Source organism: Glycomyces tarimensis, from assembly GCF_054776215.1.
The window spans coordinates 93197-112071 of sequence record NZ_BAAHCB010000019.1 but is presented as its reverse complement, the minus strand read 5'-3'; the positions used below and the strand labels follow the sequence as shown (position 1 = coordinate 112071).

The 18875-nt window shown below is 71.1% G+C and carries 17 protein-coding genes; all 17 read left to right on the top strand.

All coding sequences use genetic code 11. The features are described 5' to 3' along the window. The first annotated feature begins 187 nt into the window (after positions 1-187). The 17 genes from pyrR (at position 188) to ACYVK3_RS14475 (ending at position 18869) form a co-directional block, all read left to right on the top strand. Positions 188-778 carry a bifunctional pyr operon transcriptional regulator/uracil phosphoribosyltransferase PyrR gene (gene pyrR / locus ACYVK3_RS14555; protein WP_460498047.1) on the top strand — a complete coding sequence of 197 codons (591 nt, stop codon included), beginning with the start codon at positions 188-190 and terminating at the stop codon, positions 776-778. After that, on the top strand, positions 775-1692 hold the full coding sequence (locus tag ACYVK3_RS14550; protein ID WP_460498045.1) for an aspartate/ornithine carbamoyltransferase family protein: 918 nt from the start codon (positions 775-777) through the stop codon (positions 1690-1692). The genes pyrR and ACYVK3_RS14550 overlap by 4 nt, the downstream gene beginning before the upstream one ends. Continuing rightward, entirely contained in the window at positions 1689-2996 is a 1308-nt protein-coding gene (locus tag ACYVK3_RS14545; RefSeq protein ID WP_460498044.1) for a dihydroorotase, read from the top strand. Before ACYVK3_RS14550 ends, ACYVK3_RS14545 begins: the two co-directional genes overlap by 4 nt. Then, a complete protein-coding gene (carA, locus tag ACYVK3_RS14540) occupies positions 2993-4144 on the top strand; it encodes a carbamoyl-phosphate synthase small subunit (protein WP_460498043.1) in 1152 nt (383 codons plus the stop codon). The genes ACYVK3_RS14545 and carA overlap by 4 nt, the downstream gene beginning before the upstream one ends. Further along, positions 4137-7475, top strand: a complete 3339-nt coding sequence (gene carB / locus ACYVK3_RS14535; protein ID WP_460498042.1) for a carbamoyl phosphate synthase large subunit — start codon at positions 4137-4139, stop codon at positions 7473-7475. Before carA ends, carB begins: the two co-directional genes overlap by 8 nt. A gap of 17 nt (positions 7476-7492) precedes the next feature. Beyond that, positions 7493-8578 (top strand): quinone-dependent dihydroorotate dehydrogenase, encoded by a 1086-nt coding sequence (locus ACYVK3_RS14530; protein WP_460498079.1) that lies wholly within the window; start codon positions 7493-7495, stop codon positions 8576-8578. A gap of 29 nt (positions 8579-8607) precedes the next feature. Further along, positions 8608-9525, top strand: a complete 918-nt coding sequence (gene pyrF / locus ACYVK3_RS14525) for a beta/alpha barrel domain-containing protein (RefSeq protein ID WP_460498041.1) — start codon at positions 8608-8610, stop codon at positions 9523-9525. A 145-nt stretch (positions 9526-9670) separates the two neighbouring features. Continuing rightward, positions 9671-9994 carry an integration host factor, actinobacterial type gene (gene mihF / locus ACYVK3_RS14520; RefSeq protein WP_460498040.1) on the top strand — a complete coding sequence of 108 codons (324 nt, stop codon included), beginning with the start codon at positions 9671-9673 and terminating at the stop codon, positions 9992-9994. Between the two features lie 20 nt (positions 9995-10014). Beyond that, on the top strand, positions 10015-10617 hold the full coding sequence (gene gmk / locus ACYVK3_RS14515; protein WP_460498039.1) for a guanylate kinase: 603 nt from the start codon (positions 10015-10017) through the stop codon (positions 10615-10617). Positions 10618-10680: 63 nt separating this feature from the next. Further along, complete coding sequence (gene rpoZ / locus ACYVK3_RS14510; RefSeq protein ID WP_026923083.1) at positions 10681-10953, top strand: DNA-directed RNA polymerase subunit omega; 273 nt, start codon at positions 10681-10683, stop codon at positions 10951-10953. Between the two features lie 10 nt (positions 10954-10963). Next, the gene (coaBC, locus tag ACYVK3_RS14505; RefSeq protein WP_460498038.1) at positions 10964-12154 is read left to right on the top strand and encodes a bifunctional phosphopantothenoylcysteine decarboxylase/phosphopantothenate synthase; all 1191 of its coding nucleotides are present in this window, start codon (positions 10964-10966) and stop codon (positions 12152-12154) included. A gap of 117 nt (positions 12155-12271) precedes the next feature. After that, on the top strand, positions 12272-13465 hold the full coding sequence (gene metK, locus ACYVK3_RS14500) for a methionine adenosyltransferase (RefSeq protein ID WP_460498037.1): 1194 nt from the start codon (positions 12272-12274) through the stop codon (positions 13463-13465). A gap of 192 nt (positions 13466-13657) precedes the next feature. Continuing rightward, a complete protein-coding gene (locus ACYVK3_RS14495) occupies positions 13658-15547 on the top strand; it encodes a primosomal protein N' family DNA-binding protein (protein WP_460498078.1) in 1890 nt (629 codons plus the stop codon). Between the two features lie 38 nt (positions 15548-15585). Then, the gene (locus ACYVK3_RS14490) at positions 15586-16344 is read left to right on the top strand and encodes a DUF72 domain-containing protein (protein WP_460498036.1); all 759 of its coding nucleotides are present in this window, start codon (positions 15586-15588) and stop codon (positions 16342-16344) included. Between the two features lie 75 nt (positions 16345-16419). After that, positions 16420-16896, top strand: coding sequence for a VOC family protein (locus ACYVK3_RS14485; protein ID WP_460498035.1), 477 nt, complete (start codon positions 16420-16422; stop codon positions 16894-16896). Positions 16897-16996: 100 nt separating this feature from the next. After that, positions 16997-18259: a sensor histidine kinase gene (locus tag ACYVK3_RS14480; RefSeq protein WP_460498034.1), complete on the top strand. Its 1263-nt coding sequence runs from the start codon at positions 16997-16999 to the stop codon at positions 18257-18259. Continuing rightward, entirely contained in the window at positions 18225-18869 is a 645-nt protein-coding gene (locus ACYVK3_RS14475; RefSeq protein WP_460498033.1) for a transcriptional regulator, read from the top strand. Before ACYVK3_RS14480 ends, ACYVK3_RS14475 begins: the two co-directional genes overlap by 35 nt. The last annotated feature ends 6 nt before the right edge of the window (positions 18870-18875 follow it).

Here is an 18875-nt window from a genome sequence, read left to right as displayed (position 1 = left end):
CTAGTGTTCTTCGTCGCGTGAGGGCCTGATAACAGCCTTCCAAACCGTACTATATCGGTCAAGTGGTCGATTTTCGGTGCCGTCTGGCTCCGGTCTGCCTTCACGCTCCGTTACGGGCGACGTAAGATGACCCGCGACGAAACCGTTCTTTAACAGACCGTCCAGTGAGGCGGAGAAGGAGGTTCGCGTGGCTCACCCTGCCCGCCGTGCGCCGTCCGGAGATCCGGACAGGCCCGCAGAAGGCAAACAGATCCTCGCCGCTGACGACATCAGCCGGATCCTCGACCGCATCGCCCACCAGATCCTCGAGAAGACCAAGGGCGCCCCCGACACGATGCTCCTGGGCATCCCCACCCGCGGCGTCGCGCTCGCCGGCCGCCTGGCCGACCGCATCCGCCGTTTCGCCGACATCGAGGTCCCCGCCGGCACCCTCGACATCACGCTCTACCGGGACGACCTGCGTCGCAGGGCGCTGCGCCCGCTCGGGCCCACCGACCTGCCGCCGTCCGGAGTGGACGATCAGCGGATCGTCCTCGTCGACGACGTGCTGTACTCCGGGCGCACCGTCCGCGCCGCCCTCAACGCCCTCTACGATCTCGGCCGTCCCGCCCAGGTCCAGCTCGCGATCCTGGTCGACCGCGGCCACCGCGAGCTGCCCATCCGCGCCGACTACGTCGGCAAGAACATTCCCACCTCCCGCAGCGAGAACGTCGCGGTCCATCTCACCGAGTACGACGGGGCCGACGCGGTCATCCTCACCGGAGGCGAGGAGCGATGAAGCACCTCCTGACAACCAAGCAGCTCACCCGCGAGGAGGCCGAGCTCATCCTCGACCTCACCGGCCAGATGGCCGACGCCGTCTCCGGCCGCGAGGTGCCCAAGCTCCCGACCCTGCGCGGGCGCACCGTGGTCAACCTCTTCTACGAGGACTCCACCCGCACGCGCACCTCCTTCGAGACCGCCGCCAAGCGCCTGAGCGCCGACGTCGTGAACTTCTCGGCGAAGACCTCCAGCGTCAACAAGGGCGAGAGCCTCAAGGACACCGCGCTCACCCTCCAGGCCATGGGCCCCGAGGCCGTGGTCATCCGCCACCCCGCCTCCGGCGCGCCGCAGAACCTCACCCAGTGGGTCGACGGCGCGGTCCTCAACGCCGGTGACGGCACCCACGCCCACCCCACGCAGGCCCTCCTCGACGCCTACACGATGCGGGGCCGCCTCGGCGGCATCGAGGGCCGCACCGTCGCCATCGTGGGCGACATCCTCCACAGCCGCGTCGCCCGCTCCAACATCTGGCTGCTGTCGAAACTGGGCGCGCGCGTGCGACTGGTCGGCCCGCCCACGCTGCTGCCCACCGACATCGAGGACTGGCCCGTCGAAGTCTCCTACGACCTCGACTCCAGCCTCCGCGACGCCGACGCGGTCATGATGCTGCGCGTCCAGCGCGAGCGCATGCACGACGCGTTCTTCCCCACCGCCCACGAATACGCGCGCCTCTACGGCCTCGACGAGCGCCGCCTGGCGCTCATGCCGAAGCACGGCATCGTCATGCACCCGGGGCCGATGAACCGCGGCATGGAGATCGCCGCGCGCGTCGCCGACTCGCCCCGCGCCACCATCACCGAGCAGGTCGCCAACGGCGTCTGGGTCCGCATGGCCGTCCTCTACCTCCTGCTGACGAACGGAGCCTCATGAGCAAGGTCCTCATCAAGGGAGCCGACATCATCGGCACCGGCCGGGCCGACGTGCTCGTCACCGGCGGCCGCATCGCCGAGATCGGCACGCCCACCGCCGCCGGGGCCGAGATCGTCGACGCCGACGGCCTGGTGCTCCTGCCCGGCCTGGTCGACCTCCACACCCACCTCAGAGAACCCGGACGCGAGGACGCCGAGACCGTCCTGACCGGCACCCGGGCCGCCGCCAAGGGCGGCTACACCGCCGTGTGCGCCATGGCCAACTCCTACCCCGTCGCCGACACGGCCGGGGTCGTCGAGCAGGTCGCCGCGCTCGGCCGGGCCGCCGGCTACGCCGACGTCCAGCCCATCGGCGCCGTCTCGGTCGGCCTCGGCGGCGAGCGCCTCGCCGAGATCGGCGCCATGGCCGACTCGGCGGCGAACGTCCGCATGTTCTCCGACGACGGCCACTGCGTGTGGGACCCGCGCCTGATGCGCCGCGCCCTGGAGTACGTCAAGACCTTCGACGGACTCATCGCCCAGCACGCCGAGGAACCGCGCCTGACCGAGGGCGCGCAGATGAACGAGGGAGCCGTCTCCGCCGAGCTCGGCCTGCCCGGCTGGCCGAGCGTCGCAGAGGAGGCCATCATCGCCCGCGACGTGCTCCTCGCCGAGTACGTCGGCGCGCGCCTGCACTTCTGCCACGTCTCGACGGCCCGCTCGGTCGAGATCATCCGCGAGGCCAAGGCCCGCGGGGTGGCCGTCACCGCAGAGGTCTGCCCCCACCACCTGCTGCTGACCGACGAGGCGGCCCACAGCTACGACCCCGTCTACAAGGTCAACCCGCCGCTGCGCTCGGGCACCGACGTCGAAGCCCTCCGGGCCGCGCTCGCCGAAGGCGTCATCGACGCCGTCGCCACCGACCACGCCCCGCACGCCCCGCAGGACAAGGACTGCGAGTGGTCGGCCGCCCGGCCGGGCATGCTCGGGCTCGAGACGGCCCTGTCGATCACCGTCGCCGCCCTCGGCGGCCCAGCGGACGTCGACTGGGACCTCGTCGCCGAGCGCACCTCCCGCACCCCGGCGCGCATCGCCGGCCTCAGCGCCCACGGCCTCGATCCCGAGCCGGGCCGGGAAGCGAACTTCACCCTGCTCGACCCGTCCGAATCCTGGACGGTCGTGCCCACCGAACTCGCGTCCCTGTCGCAGAACACGCCCTACGCCGGGATGCAGCTCCCGGTCACCGTCCAGGCGACGTTCCTGCGCGGACGCGCCACCGTACTCGACGGCAAGCCGGCAGAACACACCGCAGAGGAGAACACATGAGCAGCCGCGCACCAGCGATCCTCGTCCTCGAGGACGGCCGCGTCTTCCGCGGCGAAGCCTACGGCTCGGTAGGCGAGACCTTCGGCGAAGCCGTCTTCTCGACCGGCATGACCGGCTACCAGGAGACCCTCACCGACCCGTCCTACTACGGCCAGATCGTCGCCCAGACCGCCCCGCAGATCGGCAACACCGGCGTCAACGACGAGGACGAGGAGTCCCGCCGCATCTGGGTCGCCGGCTACGTCGTCCGCGACCCCTCCCGCATCGCCTCCAACTGGCGCTCCAGGCGCGGCCTCGAAGACGAGCTCGCCGCCCAGGGCATCGTCGGCATCTGCGGCGTCGACACCCGCGCCCTCACCCGCCACCTCCGCGAGGTCGGCGCCATGCGCGTCGGCATCTCCTCGCGCTCGACCGACGCCGACGAGCTCCTCGCCCGCGTCAAGGCCGCGCCCGAGATGGCCGGCGCCAACCTCGTCGACGCCGTCACCACCGCCGAGCCCTACACGTACGAGGCCGTCGGCGAGACGAAGTACACCGTCGCCGCCCTGGACCTCGGCATCAAGCGCAACACGCCGCGCAGCCTCGCCCGGCGCGGCATCACCACCACCGTCTTCCCCGCGAACACCGGTGTAGAAGCGCTCCTGGCGGGCAACCCCGACGCCGTGTTCCTCTCGAACGGACCGGGCGACCCGGCCACCGCGGACGTCCAGGTCGACATCACCAGGCAGCTGCTGCGCCGGCGCGTCCCGGTGTTCGGCATCTGCTTCGGCAACCAGATCCTCGGCCGAGCCCTCGGCCTGGGCACCTACAAACTCAAGTACGGCCACCGCGGCATCAACCAGCCGGTCCTCGACCGGCACACCCGCAAGGTCGAGATCACCTCGCACAACCACGGCTTCGCCGTGGCGCCGCCGGAGTCGGGGGAGTTCTTCGAGACCGAGTTCGGCCGCGTCCAGGTCAGCCACGTGTGCCTCAACGACGACGTCGTCGAGGGCCTCACCTGCCTCGACGTCCCCGCCTACTCCGTCCAGTACCACCCCGAGGCCGCCGGCGGTCCCCACGACGCCGACTACCTGTTCGACCGCCTCACCGCGCTCATCGACACCATGCACAAGAACAACAGCGAAGGGGCGAGGGCCGATGCCTAAACGCGACGACATCAACCACGTTCTGGTCATCGGGTCCGGCCCCATCCAGATCGGCCAGGCCTGCGAATTCGACTACTCCGGCACCCAGGCGTGCCGCGTGCTCCGCGAGGAGGGCATCAGGGTCACCCTGGTCAACTCCAACCCCGCGACCATCATGACCGACCCCGAGTTCGCCGACTCCACCTACGTCGAGCCGATCACCACCGAGGTCATCGAGCAGGTCATCGCCCGCGAGAAGCCCGACGCGCTGCTGCCGACCCTCGGCGGCCAGACCGCCCTCAACGCCGCCGTCGCCCTCGACGAGGCCGGCATCCTCGAGAAGTACGGCGTCGAGCTCATCGGCGCCGACATGGAGGCCATCCAGCGCGGCGAGGACCGCCAGCAGTTCAAGGACGTCGTCATCAAGGCCGGCGGCGAGGTCCCGCGCTCCGCGGTCTGCCGCACCATGGACGAAGTCCGCGCGACCGTCGACGACCTCGGCCTGCCCGTGGTCATCCGCCCCTCCTTCACCATGGGCGGCCTCGGCTCCGGCATGGCCCACACCTGGGAGGACGTCGAGCGCATCGCCGGCAACGGCCTCGCCGAATCGCCCACCACCGAGGTCCTCATCGAAGAGAGCGTCCTCGGCTGGAAGGAATACGAGCTCGAACTCATGCGCGACCACGATGACAACGTCGTCGTGGTCTGCTCGATCGAGAACATCGACCCCATGGGCGTCCACACCGGCGACTCGGTCACCGTCGCCCCCTCCATGACCCTCACCGACCGCGAATACCAGCACATGCGCGACGTCGGCATCGCCGTACTGCGCGAGGTCGGCGTCGACACCGGCGGCTGCAACATCCAGTTCGCGATCGACCCGGCCGACGGGCGCATCATCGTCATCGAGATGAACCCGCGCGTCTCGCGCTCCTCCGCGCTGGCCTCCAAGGCCACCGGCTTCCCGATCGCCAAGATCGCCGCCAAACTCGCCATCGGCTACACGCTCGACGAGATCCCCAACGACATCACCAAGGCCACCCCGGCCGCGTTCGAGCCCACGCTCGACTACGTCGTCGTCAAGATCCCGCGCTTCACCTTCGAGAAGTTCCCCGGCGCCGACCCGACCTTGACGACCACCATGAAGTCCGTCGGCGAGGCCATGAGCCTCGGCCGGACGTTCCAGCAGGCCCTCCAGAAGGCCCTGCGCTCCACCGAGACCAAGTCCGCCGGCTTCTGGACCCGCCCCGACCCCGACGGCGCCACCCTCGAGACCACGCTCGAAGCGCTCAGGACAGCGCACGACGGGACCCTCTATACCGCCGAGCGGGCCCTCCGCCTCGGCGCCACGGTCGACGAAGTCCACGCCGCCTGCAAGATCGACCCGTGGTTCCTCGACCAGATCGCCCAGCTCGTCGACCTCCGCGCCGAGATCGAGGCCGCCCCCGTCATCGACGAGGGCCTGCTGTGGAAGGCCAAGCGCGCCGGATGCTCCGACGCCCAGATCGCCGCCCTGCGCCCCGAACTGGCCGGCGAGGACGGCGTGCGGCGCCTGCGCCTGCGCCTCGGCCTGCGCCCGGTCTACAAGACCGTCGACACCTGCGCCGCCGAATTCGCCGCCGACACCCCCTACCACTACTCGACCTACGAGGACGAGACCGAAGTCGCGCCCTCGGGCCGGCCGAAGGTCATGATCCTCGGCTCCGGGCCCAACCGGATCGGCCAGGGCATCGAGTTCGATTACAGCTGCGTGCACGCGGTCCAAGCCCTGCGCGAGGCCGGCTACGAGACCATCATGGTCAACTGCAACCCCGAGACCGTCTCCACCGACTACGACACCGCCGACCGGCTCTACTTCGAGCCGCTCACCTTCGAGGACGTCACCGAGGTCCACCACGCCGAGCACACCTCCGGCAAGGACGCCGGCGGCCCCGGCGTCGTCGGCGTCATCGTCCAGCTCGGCGGCCAGACCCCGCTCGGCCTCGCCGAGCGCCTCGCCGAGGCCGGCCTGCCGATCGTCGGCACCTCCCCGTCCGCCATCAACGCGGCCGAGCACCGCGGCGAGTTCGGGCGGCTGCTCGACGAGCTAGGACTCGTCTCGCCCGCCAACGGCACCGCCACCTCCTACGAAGAGGCCAAGGCGGTCGCCGAGCAGATCGGCTACCCCGTCCTCGTGCGCCCCTCCTACGTCCTTGGCGGCCGCGGCATGGAGATCGTGTACGACGAGGACACGCTCGCCGGATACATCTCCCGCGCCACCGAGGCCAGCCCCGAGCACCCCGTCCTGGTCGACCGCTTCCTCGACGACGCCATCGAGATCGACGTCGACTGCCTCTGCGACGGCGACGACTTCTACCTCGGCGGCATCATGGAGCACATCGAGGAGGCCGGCGTCCACTCCGGAGACTCCTCCTGCGCGCTCCCGCCGATCACCCTCGGCGGGGCCGTCATCGAGCAGATCCGCGACTACACCGCCAAGCTCGCCTTCGGCATCGGCGTGCGCGGCCTCATGAACGTCCAATACGCCCTCAAAGACGAGCAGCTGTACGTCCTGGAGGCCAACCCGCGCGCCTCGCGCACCGTCCCGTTCGTCTCCAAGGCCACCGCCGTCCCGCTCGCCAAGGCCGCCGCCCGCATCGCCATGGGCGCCACCATCGCCCAGCTGCGCGAGGAAGGCATGCTGCTGCCCGAAGGCGACGGCTCCCACCCCGGGCCCGACGCCCCCATCAGCGTCAAAGAGGTCGTCCTGCCCTTCAAGCGCTTCCGCACCACTGAGGGCACCGGCATCGACGCGGTCCTCGGCCCGGAGATGAAGTCCACCGGCGAAGTCATGGGCATCAACGGCTCCTTCGGCCTCGCCTTCGCCAAGGCCACCCTCGCCGTCTACGGCAGGCTCCCCACCACCGGGAAGGTCTTCGTCTCCGTCGCCGACCGGGACAAGCGCGCCATCGTCTTCCCCGTCAAGCGTCTGGTCGACCTCGGCTTCACCGTCTACGCCACCAAGGGCACCGGCCTGGTCCTCAAGCGCCACGGCATCGACTTCACCCCCGTCGCCCGTCACTCCGGCGTGCGCGGCGGCGAAGCGCACGACGCGGTCAGCCTCATCGCGAACGGCGAAGTCGACCTCGTCATCACCACGCCCTCGGCCTCGTCCGGCCCGCGCACCGACGGCTGGGAGATCCGCTCCGCCGCCGTCGTCGCCGATGTCTCATGCGTCACCACCATCCAGGGCGCCGGGGCCGCCACCATGGGCATCGAGGCCGCTGCCAGGGGTGAACTCACCGTCACGCCCCTCCAAGAGCTCCACCAGCGTCTCCGCGGGGCTGAGACAAGGCCGTCACTGGGCGAATAGGTGTATACCGGAAGATGATGCTCTACCAGAAACTGGCTCGGCCGGTCCTGTTCCGGATCGGCCGGGGCGACGCCGAGGCCGCGCACGAGACCACGCTGCGCTGGCTCTCGCGCCTGTCCGTCCAACCGCAGGCCCGCAACGCGCTCATCAAGCTCAACCAGGCGAGCGCCCCCGTCACCGTCTGCGGCATCCCGTTCCCCAACCCGATCGGGCTGGCCGCCGGGATGGACAAGCACGGCGCCGCCATCGGCGCCTGGCCCGCGCTGGGCTTCGGCTTCGCCGAGATCGGCACCGTCACCGCCCACGCCCAGCCGGGCAACCCCCGGCCGCGGCTCTACCGCATGCCCAAGTCCGAGGCCTTCGTCAACCGCATGGGCTTCAACAACGACGGCGCGCAGGCGCTGGCCGCCAGGCTCGCCGCCGCGCCGCCCGTCAACTGCCCCCTGGGCATCAGCATCGGCAAGTCCAAGGCCACACCGATCGAGTCGGCCACCGAGGACTACCTGCACTCCATGCGGGTCCTCTATCCGTTCGCCGACTACTTCGCCGTCAACGTCTCCTCGCCGAACACACCCGGCCTGCGGCAGTTGCAGGACGCCGACGCGCTCCGGCAGCTGCTCGGCGCGCTCCGCGTCGAAGGCGAGCGGCTCGCGGCCGGCAGACCCCCGCACCCGGTGCTCGTCAAGATCGCCCCGGACCTGACCGAGCCGGCCATCCTCGAGCTGCTCGAGGTGTGCCTGGCGACCGGCGTGTCCGGCGTGATCGCCACGAACACCACCATCGGACGCGACGCCGTCGATCCGAGCGAGGACGCCGTGGCCGCCCAGCCCGGCGGCATGTCGGGCAGGCCGCTGACGGAGATCTCGCGGGAGATCGTGCGCTTCGTCCACCGGGAGACCGAGGGACGGCTGCCGATCATCGGCTCGGGCGGCATCATGACGCCCGACGACGCCGCGGCCATGTTCGACGCCGGTGCGAGCCTCGTCCAGATCTACACCGGACTCGTCTACGGTGGGCCGTCGCTGGTGCGGCGGAGCGTCCGCCGCTACAAACGGCTGTCCGCCGGGCGGCGCCGCCATCGCCAGACCAGCATCAGCTCCTGAGAGACCCGTCCCTCTGAAAGGAAGTACCCGTGCCCGCAACCAAGGATTTCGGCGCCAGGGCCCACCACATGTTCGCGGCCCGCGGACCGCTCTGCGCCGGGATCGACCCCCACGGCGCCGTGCTCCAGTACTGGGGCCTCGACGACGACCTCGCCGGGGCCGAGCGGTTCGCGATGACGATGGTCGAGGCCTGCGCCGGTTCGGTCGGCTTCGTCAAACCCCAGTCGGCGTTCTTCGAGCGCTTCGGCTCCGGCGGTGTGGCGCTGCTGGAGCGGGTCGTCGCCGAGTCGCGCCGGGCCGGCGCGCTGGTGATCCTGGACGTCAAGCGCGGCGACGTCGGCTCGACCATGGCCGCGTACGCCCAGGCCTATCTCGACCCCGCCTCGCCGCTGGTCGTCGACGCGATCACCGCCAGCCCGTTCCTCGGGACCGGTTCGCTCCAGCCCGCCTTCGACCTCGCCGCCGCCCACGGCAAGGGCGTGTTCGTGCTCGCCCGCACCTCGAACCCGGAGGGCAAGCAGGTGCAGCTCGCGAAGCGCCGCGACGGGAAGTCGGTCGCCCAGGGCATCATCGACGAGATCGGCGCGCTCAACGGCGACGCCGAGCCGATGGGCTCGCTGGGGGTCGTCATGGGCGCCACCGTCGGCGCCTGCGCGAGCGAGGGTGAGGCCAGGCTGCGTGAGTCGACTTACGGAATCACCCACACGACGGTCCAACAACGTGACACCTCTCACGATCTGTCGGAGTTCAATGGACCCATCCTGGTGCCCGGCATGGGCGCGCAGGGGGGCCGCCCAAGTGATCTTCCGCGCGTCCTCGGCCCGGCGGTCAACTTCGCAATTCCGTCCTATTCGCGACAAATCGCGCAGCCGGGGCCCGCGAAGGCCAGTATTCGCGGCGCGATCGAGGCGCTCCAAGACGAGTGCCGCGCCGCCACGGGGGAATGATCGCCGCCGATCCCGACTGGAATGCCCGACCCCCGGTCGCAGGCGTGTCGGATGGTGGGGTTACCTTTCCCGAGCTGGGTATGCTTTGGCGATACCCGCACGTCAAGGTCCAGAGGGACGAAACCATCGACTGCAAGGAGACCCCGTGCCGCTCCCTAAACTGACACCGGAACAGCGCGCCGCAGCCCTCGAGAAGGCCGCCGCCGCCCGCAAGGCCCGAGCCGAACTCAAAGAGAAGCTGAAGTCGGGTGAGATCACCCTGGAGGAGGTCCTCAAGTCCGCCGCGACCGACGACATCTCCGGCAAGATGAAGGTCTCGGCCGTCCTCAAGGCCCTCCCGGGCATCGGCGACAAGCGCGCGCTGCAGATCATGGAGAAGCTCAAGATCGCGGACTCGCGCCGCCTGCGCGGCCTGGGCGAGCACCAGCGTGCCGCCCTCCTGGATGAGTTCAAGGGCGACCAGGCCTAATCTCGGGTAGTAGTAGTCGAGTGAGCATCGATAGACTGCACGCGGCCCCGGCCCAGCGCCTGACGGTCCTCTCCGGCCCGTCCGGAGTGGGCAAGGGCAGTGTCAAGGCTCTCATCCAGGAGTACTACCCGTGGGTCTGGCTCTCCGTGAGCTGCACGACCCGCAAGCCGCGCCCGGGTGAGGTCGACGGCGCCGACTACCACTTCGTGTCGACCGACCAGTTCGAATCGATGATCGCCGCGGGGGAGTTCCTTGAATGGGCCTCTTACGCGGGGAACCTGTACGGAACCCCCCGCGGCCCCGTCGAATCCCAGCTCCGCTCGGGGCTCCCGGCGCTGCTGGAGATCGAACTGCAGGGCGCCCGCCAGGTCCGGCGGGCCATGCCGGAGGCACATTTGGTATTCCTGGCCCCGCCGTCGTGGGACGAGCTGGTCCGCCGGCTCACCGGGCGGGGGACCGAGGACACGGCCACGATCGAACGTCGCCTGGAGGCGGCCCGGTCGGAGCTCGCCGCCGAAGCGGAGTTCGACCACACGATCACGAACGTCTCGATCGAGCAGGCCGCCTCCGAGCTGGTAGAGTTGCTTGGTTCTCCGGCAACAGTGAAGTCCGGAGCCATCTGAGCACACCACGGCGACGCTTGCGGAGCCGTGACTGAGTACCGAGTCGCACACGAAGGAATCAACGTGTCAGGGACTGTCGCCGACCCCGTCGGCATCACCAACCCGCCGATCGACGACCTGCTCGAGAAGAGCCAGTCGAAGTATCAGCTGGTGATCTACTCGGCCAAGCGCGCCAGGCAGATCAACGCCTACTATTCGCAACTCGGCGAGGGCCTGCTCGAATACGTCGGGCCCCTGGTCGAGACCACGCCCGAGGAGAAGCCGCTGTCGATCGCCATGCGCGAGCTCGACAAGGGCCTGCTCGAGACGAAGGCCTTCGACGACCCCGAGGCATAGGGCGCCGCGATTGAACATCGTCCTGGGCGTTTCGGGCGGCATCGCCGCCTATAAGGCCTGCATACTGCTTCGCCTCCTGAAGGAATCCGGTCACGACGTGACCGTGGTCCCCACCGAGGCGGCGCTGGAATTCGTCGGTGAAGCCACCTGGGAGGCCCTGTCGGGCCACCCGGTGGCTTCCGGCGTGTTCAGCGATGTCTCGAGCGTGCCGCACGTGCGCCTCGGCAGGCAGGCCGACCTGGTGGCCGTCGTACCGGCCACGGCCGACCTGCTCGCGCGCGCCGCGATCGGTCGCGCCGACGACCTGCTGACCTCCACGCTGCTCACGGCCACGTGCCCGGTCGTCTTCGCGCCGGCGATGCACACCGAGATGTGGCAGCACCCGGCCACTCGGGCGAACGTGGCGACGCTGCGCGAGCGCGGCGCCCATGTCGTCGAGCCCGACTCGGGCCGCCTGACCGGCGCGGACACCGGCCGGGGCCGCCTGCCCGAGCCGGAGGCGCTGTTCGCCCTGCTCAACGGCTTTCTGACTTCCCCGGCCCGCGACCTGGTGGGCCGGCGCGTCCTGGTCACCGCCGGCGGCACCCGCGAGGCGATCGATCCGGTCCGCTTCATCGGCAACCACTCCTCGGGCCGCCAGGGCATCGCCCTCGCCGCCGCCGCCGCCGCGCGCGGCGCCGAGGTCGTCCTCATCGCCGCCCACGTCGACGCCGCCCTCCCCGCCGGGATCGAGGTGCACCGGGTCGAGACGACCGGCGAGCTCTACGACGCCACCCTGAGGGCCGTGCGCGGCGTCGACGCCGCCGTCCTGGCCGCCGCACCGGCCGACTTCCGGCCCAAGGAGGCCTCGGACCGCAAACTCAAGCGCGACGGGGACGTCGACCTCGCCCTGACCTCCACGCCCGACATCGCCGCCGCGGTGGGGGAGCGCAAGGAGGACGGCCAGGTCCTGGTCGTCTTCGCCGCTGAGACCCACGACGGTCCCGAGCACGCCCAGGCCAAGCGCGCCAAGAAGGGCGCTAACCTTGTCGTGCTCAATGACGTCTCCGGCGGCGCCGTGTTCGGCGCCACGGAGAACTCGGTCACGATCTTCGACGAGGGCGGCATCGTGGACGCGCTCGACCGCACCGGCAAAGCGGTGGTGGCGGACGCCGTCTGGGACGCCGTCGCAGCGCGACTCCCGGCTGGTGGACGCGATTGACACCGCCTCGGCGCCGCGCGCCGGGTTGGTGGGATGATCTGGAACGAATAGACTTGTGAGCTGCGAAGTCAGTCGAATAGCGTCGCATCGCGGCGTGGATGTGTGTTGAGGAGTGCCGTGGCACGTCGCCTGTTCACCTCCGAGTCGGTCACTGAGGGCCACCCGGACAAGATCGCCGACCAGATCTCCGATGGGATCCTGGACGCCCTGCTGACCCAGGACCCGGGGAGCCGGGTGGCGGTCGAGACGCTCATCACCACCGGGCAGGTCCACGTCGCCGGCGAGGTGACCACCGCGGCTTACGCCGACATCCCCCGCATAGTGCGCGACACGATCCTCAACATCGGCTACGACTCCTCCAAGAAGGGTTTCGACGGCGCCTCGTGCGGCGTGAACGTCTCCATCGGAGGCCAGAGCCCCGACATCGCCCAGGGCGTCGACAAGGCCTGGGAGTCGCGTGTGGACGGCACCGACCTCGACGAGCTCGACATCCAGGGCGCCGGCGACCAGGGCCTCATGTTCGGCTTCGCCTGCCGCGAGACCCCCGAGCTGATGCCGCTGCCGATCGCCTTGGCGCACCGGCTGTCGCAGCGACTCACCGAGGTCCGCAAAGACGGCACCGTGCCATACCTGCGCCCCGACGGCAAGACGCAGGTCACAGTGGAGTACGAAGGTCTCAAGCCGGTCCGGCTCGACACCGTGGTCGTCTCCAGCCAGCACGCGCCGGACATCTCGCTCGACTCGCTGCTCGCCCCCGACGTCGCCGAGCACGTCATCGCCCCGGTCGTCTCGGGGCTCGACCTCGACACCGACGGCTACAAGCTCCTGGTCAACCCCACGGGCCGCTTCGAGATCGGCGGCCCCATGGGCGACGCCGGCCTGACCGGCCGCAAGATCATCGTCGACACCTACGGCGGCTACGCCCGCCACGGCGGCGGGGCCTTCAGCGGCAAGGACCCCTCGAAGGTCGACCGCTCCGCGACGTACGCCGCCCGCTGGGTGGCCAAGAACGTCGTCGCCGCGGGGCTCGCCGAGCGCTGCGAGGTCCAGGTGGCCTACGCGATCGGCAAGGCCAAGCCCGTGAGCATCGCCGTCGACACGCAGGGCACCTCGACCGTCGAGCCCGCGCGCATCGAGAAGGCCGTCCGCGAGGTCTTCGACCTGCGGCCCGCGGCCATCATCCGCGACCTCGACCTGGTCCGCCCGATCTACTCCAAGACCGCCGCCTACGGCCACTTCGGGCGCGAGCTCCCCGAGTTCACCTGGGAGTCCACCGGCCGCGCGGCGGCGCTCAAGGAAGCCGTGAACTAGATTAGGGCTGAGCCGAAACCGTCCCCGACACGTGGGCGGCTGCGCCGCCGGCAGCTGTGCACATGGTGCTACCACGGTCTTCGACACGTGGGCGGCTGCGCCGCCGGTAGCTGCGCACATGGTTCTACCACGGTCTTCGACACGTGGTAGAACTGGTCTATGTCCGAGTCTCCGGCGATCGCAGCGGTCTGCATCGACCAGCCGCTGCCGCAGCTGGACCGGCTCTTCGACTACCGCATCCCCGACGATCTGAGGGACGTCGTGCGCCCAGGCTGCCGCGTCAAGGTCCGGTTCGGGCGGCGCAAGATCGGCGGCTACGTCATCGACGTCAAGCACGAGACCGACTTCGACGGCAAGCTCCTGTGGATCTCCGAGCTGGTCTCGCCCCAGTCCGTCCTGACGCCCGAGGCGGCGCGCCTGGCGCGCGCCGTGGCCGACCGTTACGCCGGGACCCTCATCGACGTGCTGCGCCTGGCGGTGCCCGAGCGGCGCAAGCGCGTCGAGGACGAGCCGCCTCGGGCGTCGCTGCCGGTGGCGGCCCCGTCTCGGCATAATTGGAAGAGATATATCGCAGGCGAGGCATTCCTCCGCGCGCTCGGCGCGACCAAGTCGCCGAAAGCGGTGTGGAACGCCCTGCCCGGCGAGGACTGGCCCGCCCGGCTCGCCGAGGCCGCCGCCGTCACCGCCGCCGCGGGCCGCGGCGCGGTCCTGGTGGTCCCCGACCAGGCCGACCTCGACCGGCTCGACGCCGCCCTCGAGGCGGTGCTCGGCGCAGGCCGCCACGTGACGCTCGCTGCCCAGATGGGGCCCACCAAGCGCTACCGCGCGTTCCTGCGCGCCGCCAGGGGCGAGGTCCGCATCGTCGCCGGCACCAGGGCCGCGGCCTTCGCGCCCGTCGCGGACCTCGGTCTCGTCGCGATCTGGGACGACGGCGACGAATCCCACGTGGACCGGCACGCGCCCTATCCGCACGCCCGCGAGGTCCTGCTCACCCGCGCCGACCTCGCCGACGCGGCCTGCCTCGTGGGCGGCCACGCCCGCACCCCGCAGGCCCAACTGCTCGTGGACGCCGAATGGGCCGCATCGATCACCGCGGCCCGCGAGGAGGTCCGTGCCGCCGTGCCGCGCATCGCGCCGGTCGGCGATGAGTCCGACATGGCCCGCGATCCTTCGGGCGGCACCGCGCGCCTGCCAACCGTCGCCTGGGAGGCCGCCAGGGCCGCGCTCGCCCGCGAGCAGCCGGTCCTGGTGCAGGTGCCGCGGCGCGGCTACGTTCCCGCCGTCTCGTGCCAGCGCTGCCGCACCCGCGCGGTCTGCCACCACTGCTCGGGCCCGCTGCGTCTCACGGGCGCCCGCCGCGCACCGGTGTGCGGCTGGTGTGGCCGCGCCCCCGAGGACTACCGCTGCCGCGAATGCGGTTCCGGCAGGGTCCGCGCCCGCGTCATCGGCGCCGAGCGCACCGCCGAGGAGCTCGCGCAGGCCTTCGTCGGTGCCAGCGTCGTCGAGTCGACCGGAGCCAAGCGGCTCGACGCCGCACCCGAGGGACGATCGGTCGTCGTCGCCACGCCCGGCGTCGAGCCGCCCGCGCCCGGCGGCTACGGGGCGGTCCTGCTGCTCGACACGTGGGCGCTGCTCACCCGAGCCGACCTGACCGCCTCCGAGGACGCACTGCGCCGCTGGATGAACGCCGTCGCCCTCGCGAGGCCGGACGGCACGGCCGTGGTGGTCGCCGACGGGGGACTGGCGGTGGTGCAGGCGCTCATGCGGTGGGACCCGGCCTGGTTCGCCTCCAAGGAGCTCGGCGAGCGCGCCGAGCTCGGTTTCCCGCCCGCGATGAAGATGGCCGCCCTGACCGGGCCGTGCGGCGCGCCCGAGAAGCTCGCGGCCGACCTGCCGGCGGATCTGGGAGCGGAGGCGATCGGCCCGATCCCGGTCGACGAGGACACCGAGCGGCTGCTGCTGCGCGTGCGCCGCCGCGACGGTGCGGCCCTGGCGGCCGCGCTCGCCCGCGCGAGCGCCGAACGCGCCGGCGCGAAGGCCGAGCCGGTGCGCGTCCAGATCGACCCGCGCGCCATCGCCTGAGCGGGCATATTCGGCGCGGGGCTGGAAACCACTAGGCGATGCCCGTTCTCGTCGGCACCTCCGGATGGCAGTACCGCGACTGGCGCGGCGTGCTCTATCCCGAGCGGCTGCCCCTGCGGCGCTGGCTGGAGCACTACGCCGAGCGTTTCGTCACCGTGGAGAACAACGGCGCCTTCTACAGGCTCCCGACGCGCGAGACCTTCGCCTCCTGGCGCTCCCAGCTGCCGTCGGGCTTCTCGATGGCGGTGAAGGCCAGCCGGTTCCTCACACACCTCAAGCGGTTGCGCGAGCCGGAGGAGCCGGTCGAGCGGCTCATGGGCGTCGCCGCCGGGCTCGGCGACCGGCTCGGCCCAGTCCTGCTCCAGCTGCCGCCGACACTGCGGGCCGACCCCGAGCTGCTGGACGGCTGCCTCGGCCGCTTCCCCTCCGGAACGCGCGTGGCCGTTGAGCCTCGGCACGAGTCGTGGTGGAGCGAGGAGATCCGGGCCGTGCTCGCCGGCCGCGACGCCGCGCTGTGCTGGTCCGACAGGCGCGGGCGCCCCGCCGCTCCGCTGTGGCGCACCGCCTCCTGGGCCTATCTGCGCCTGCACGAGGGGACCGCGAAGCCGCCGCCGAGCTACGGCGACCAGGCGCTGCGCTCGTGGCGCGACCGCCTGAACGAGCAGTGGCCCGAGCGCGCCGACTGCTACGTCTACTTCAACAACGACCCCGGCGGCGCGGCCGTGCGCAACGCCTTCCGATTCGCCGAACTCATGCGGAAGGCGGGCCGCGAGGCGCCGGGAGCCGTCGAGCGATGAGTTTTCGCGCGCGGCCTCGTCTGAACTGGTGCAATCGAATGTCAGGTCCCGCCGAACGCACGAAAGGACGAGGCCATGCAGAAGATCGTCACCAACCTCTGGTTCGACGACAATGCCGAAGAGGCCGTCGACTACTACTGCTCGCTGTTCGAGGACTCCAAGATCATCCAGACCGTGCCGTACTCCGAGGTCGGACCCGGGGAGCCCGGCAAGGCCATGGTCATCGACTTCGAGCTCGCCGGCCAGCAGTTCACCGCCATCAACGGCGGCGGGGAGTTCCACTACACGCACGCCATGTCGCTGCTGGTCAACTGCGACAGTCAGGAGGAGGTGGACCGGCTCTGGGACGCCCTGCTCGCCGGCGGCGGCCGGGAGGTCGAATGCGGCTGGCTCAACGACCGGTACGGCGTTCCGTGGCAGATCTGGCCCTCCGAGGCCAACGACCTCGTGGGCGGCCCCGACCCCGAGGCCGCGCAGCGCGCCATGAAGGCCATGCTCGGCCAGCGGAAGATCAACGTGCAAGCGCTGCGCGACGCCTACGAAGACAGGTGAGCCCCGGCCGCGCTCCCCCGCGCGGGGGAGCCGGGCCGCCCGTCGGAGGGAGGGCGTCGGTCGCCCGGCGGCCGACGCTTGCGGAATGCACAATGGCCCCATGCGCCTGCTTGCCCCGCTCTGGTCCCGATCCACCTATCGCGGGTGGATCTGGTTGATCCTCGGCGGGGCGCTCTTGATGCCGTACATGCTGGTCGGCGCGCTCGTCTACAACTGGAACGCACCCGAGTCGGGCCTCGGCGGCGTCACCCATCCGCTCGTCTTCCTCGGCGTCCTGCCGCTGGTGGCCGCCACGTCGTTGCTGCTGCCGGACCGCGAGGTCGAGCGGACCGCCGCGAGACGCCTGCTCGGGGCCCGCTTCGAGACGCCGCTCGACGACGGTTCGTGGAACTCGCGCTGGCGCACCGGCTGCTGGTTCACCCTTCACGCCGCCGTCGGCGGCGTGCTGTCGGGCGTCACGCTCGCGATGGTGCCGTTCGCGGTCTACCTGCTGATCATTCCCTTCACCGACGCCGGCAGCGTCGAACTCATGCCCGCAGGGTGGCCGACGCAGCTGGGCCTGGTGGCCGGGCCGGTGGTGGCCGTGGTGCTGATCGCCACGGTCGCGGCCACCGTCGCCGGCATGCGGCGCCTCGCTCCGCGCCTGCTGGGGCAGAGCGCCGCCGATCGACTGGCCGGAGCGCGCGCCGAGACCGCCAAGCTCGCGGCCCGCAACCGCATCGCCCGCGAGCTCCACGACTCGATCGGCCACGCCCTGTCGGTGGTGGTCGTCCAGTCTGACGCCGCCGCCAGACTCGTCAAGGCGGACCCGGCGTTCGCCGCGAAGGCCATGGGCGCCGTGGGCGAGACCGCGCGCGGCGCGCTGGCCGAGCTCGACACCGTCATCGCGGCGCTGCGCGAGGACGACGCGGGATCGCGCGCCCCGCAGCGCGGCCTGCACGACCTCGAATCGCTCGCCGCCGAATGCGGGGTCGAGGTCGACCTCCGTGTCACCGGCGACCGGGACGCCTTGGGCGGTCTGGCGTCGCGCGAGGCCTACCGGATCGTCCAGGAGGCGCTGACGAACGTGCTGCGCCATGCCGACCGGCCCGAGGCGCGGGTGAGCGTCGACATCGCCGAGGGCCTGGCGCGCGTCACCGTCGACAGTCCCTCGGCGAAGCCGTCGCGCTCGACTCGCTCCGGCCGGGGTCTCATCGGCATGGCCGAGCGGGCGGCCGTCGTCGGGGGCGGGGTGCGGACCGGGCGCGAGGACGGCCGCTGGGTCGTCCGCGCCGCGATTCCCCTCGCCCCGCCGGCTTCAGCTTCGGACACCACTGGAAAGGCAGACGATGGCCACGCCACTGCGCATAGCGCTGATCGATGACGAGGAGCTCATTCGCTCGGGATTCGCCGCCGTCATCGGCGCCGAAACCGACCTGGAGGTGACGGCCCAGGGCGCCGACGGCGTCGACGCGGTCAACATCGCCCGCGCCGGGAAGGCGGACGTGATGCTCATGGACGTGCGCATGCCGACCGTGGACGGCATCGCGGCCACCGAGCGCATCACCGCCGAACTGGCCGAGCGCCCGAAGATCCTGGTGGTCACCACCTTCGAGGGCGACGACTACGTCTGGCAGGCGCTCAGGGCCGGCGCCGACGGGTTCCTGCTCAAGCGCACCAAGGTCGAGGACCTGCTCGCGGCCGTGCGGCTGGTGGCGCGCACGGATGCGCTGCTGTTCCCCGAGGCCATCCGCCGCCTCGCCGCCTCCTCGGCCCGCTCCGCTGAGCGGCGGCCCGGCATCGACGATTTGAGCGAGCGTGAGCGGGAGGTCCTCCAGTACGCGGCCAAGGGCCTGTCGAACGCCGAGATCGCCGCTCGTCTGTTCCTCGGCCGCGAGACCGTCAAAACGCATCTGAGCAGCGTGTACACCAAGCTCGGTGTGCGCGACCGCACGCAGGCGGTCATCGCCGCCTACGACTCCGGACTCGTCTGAGGCGCC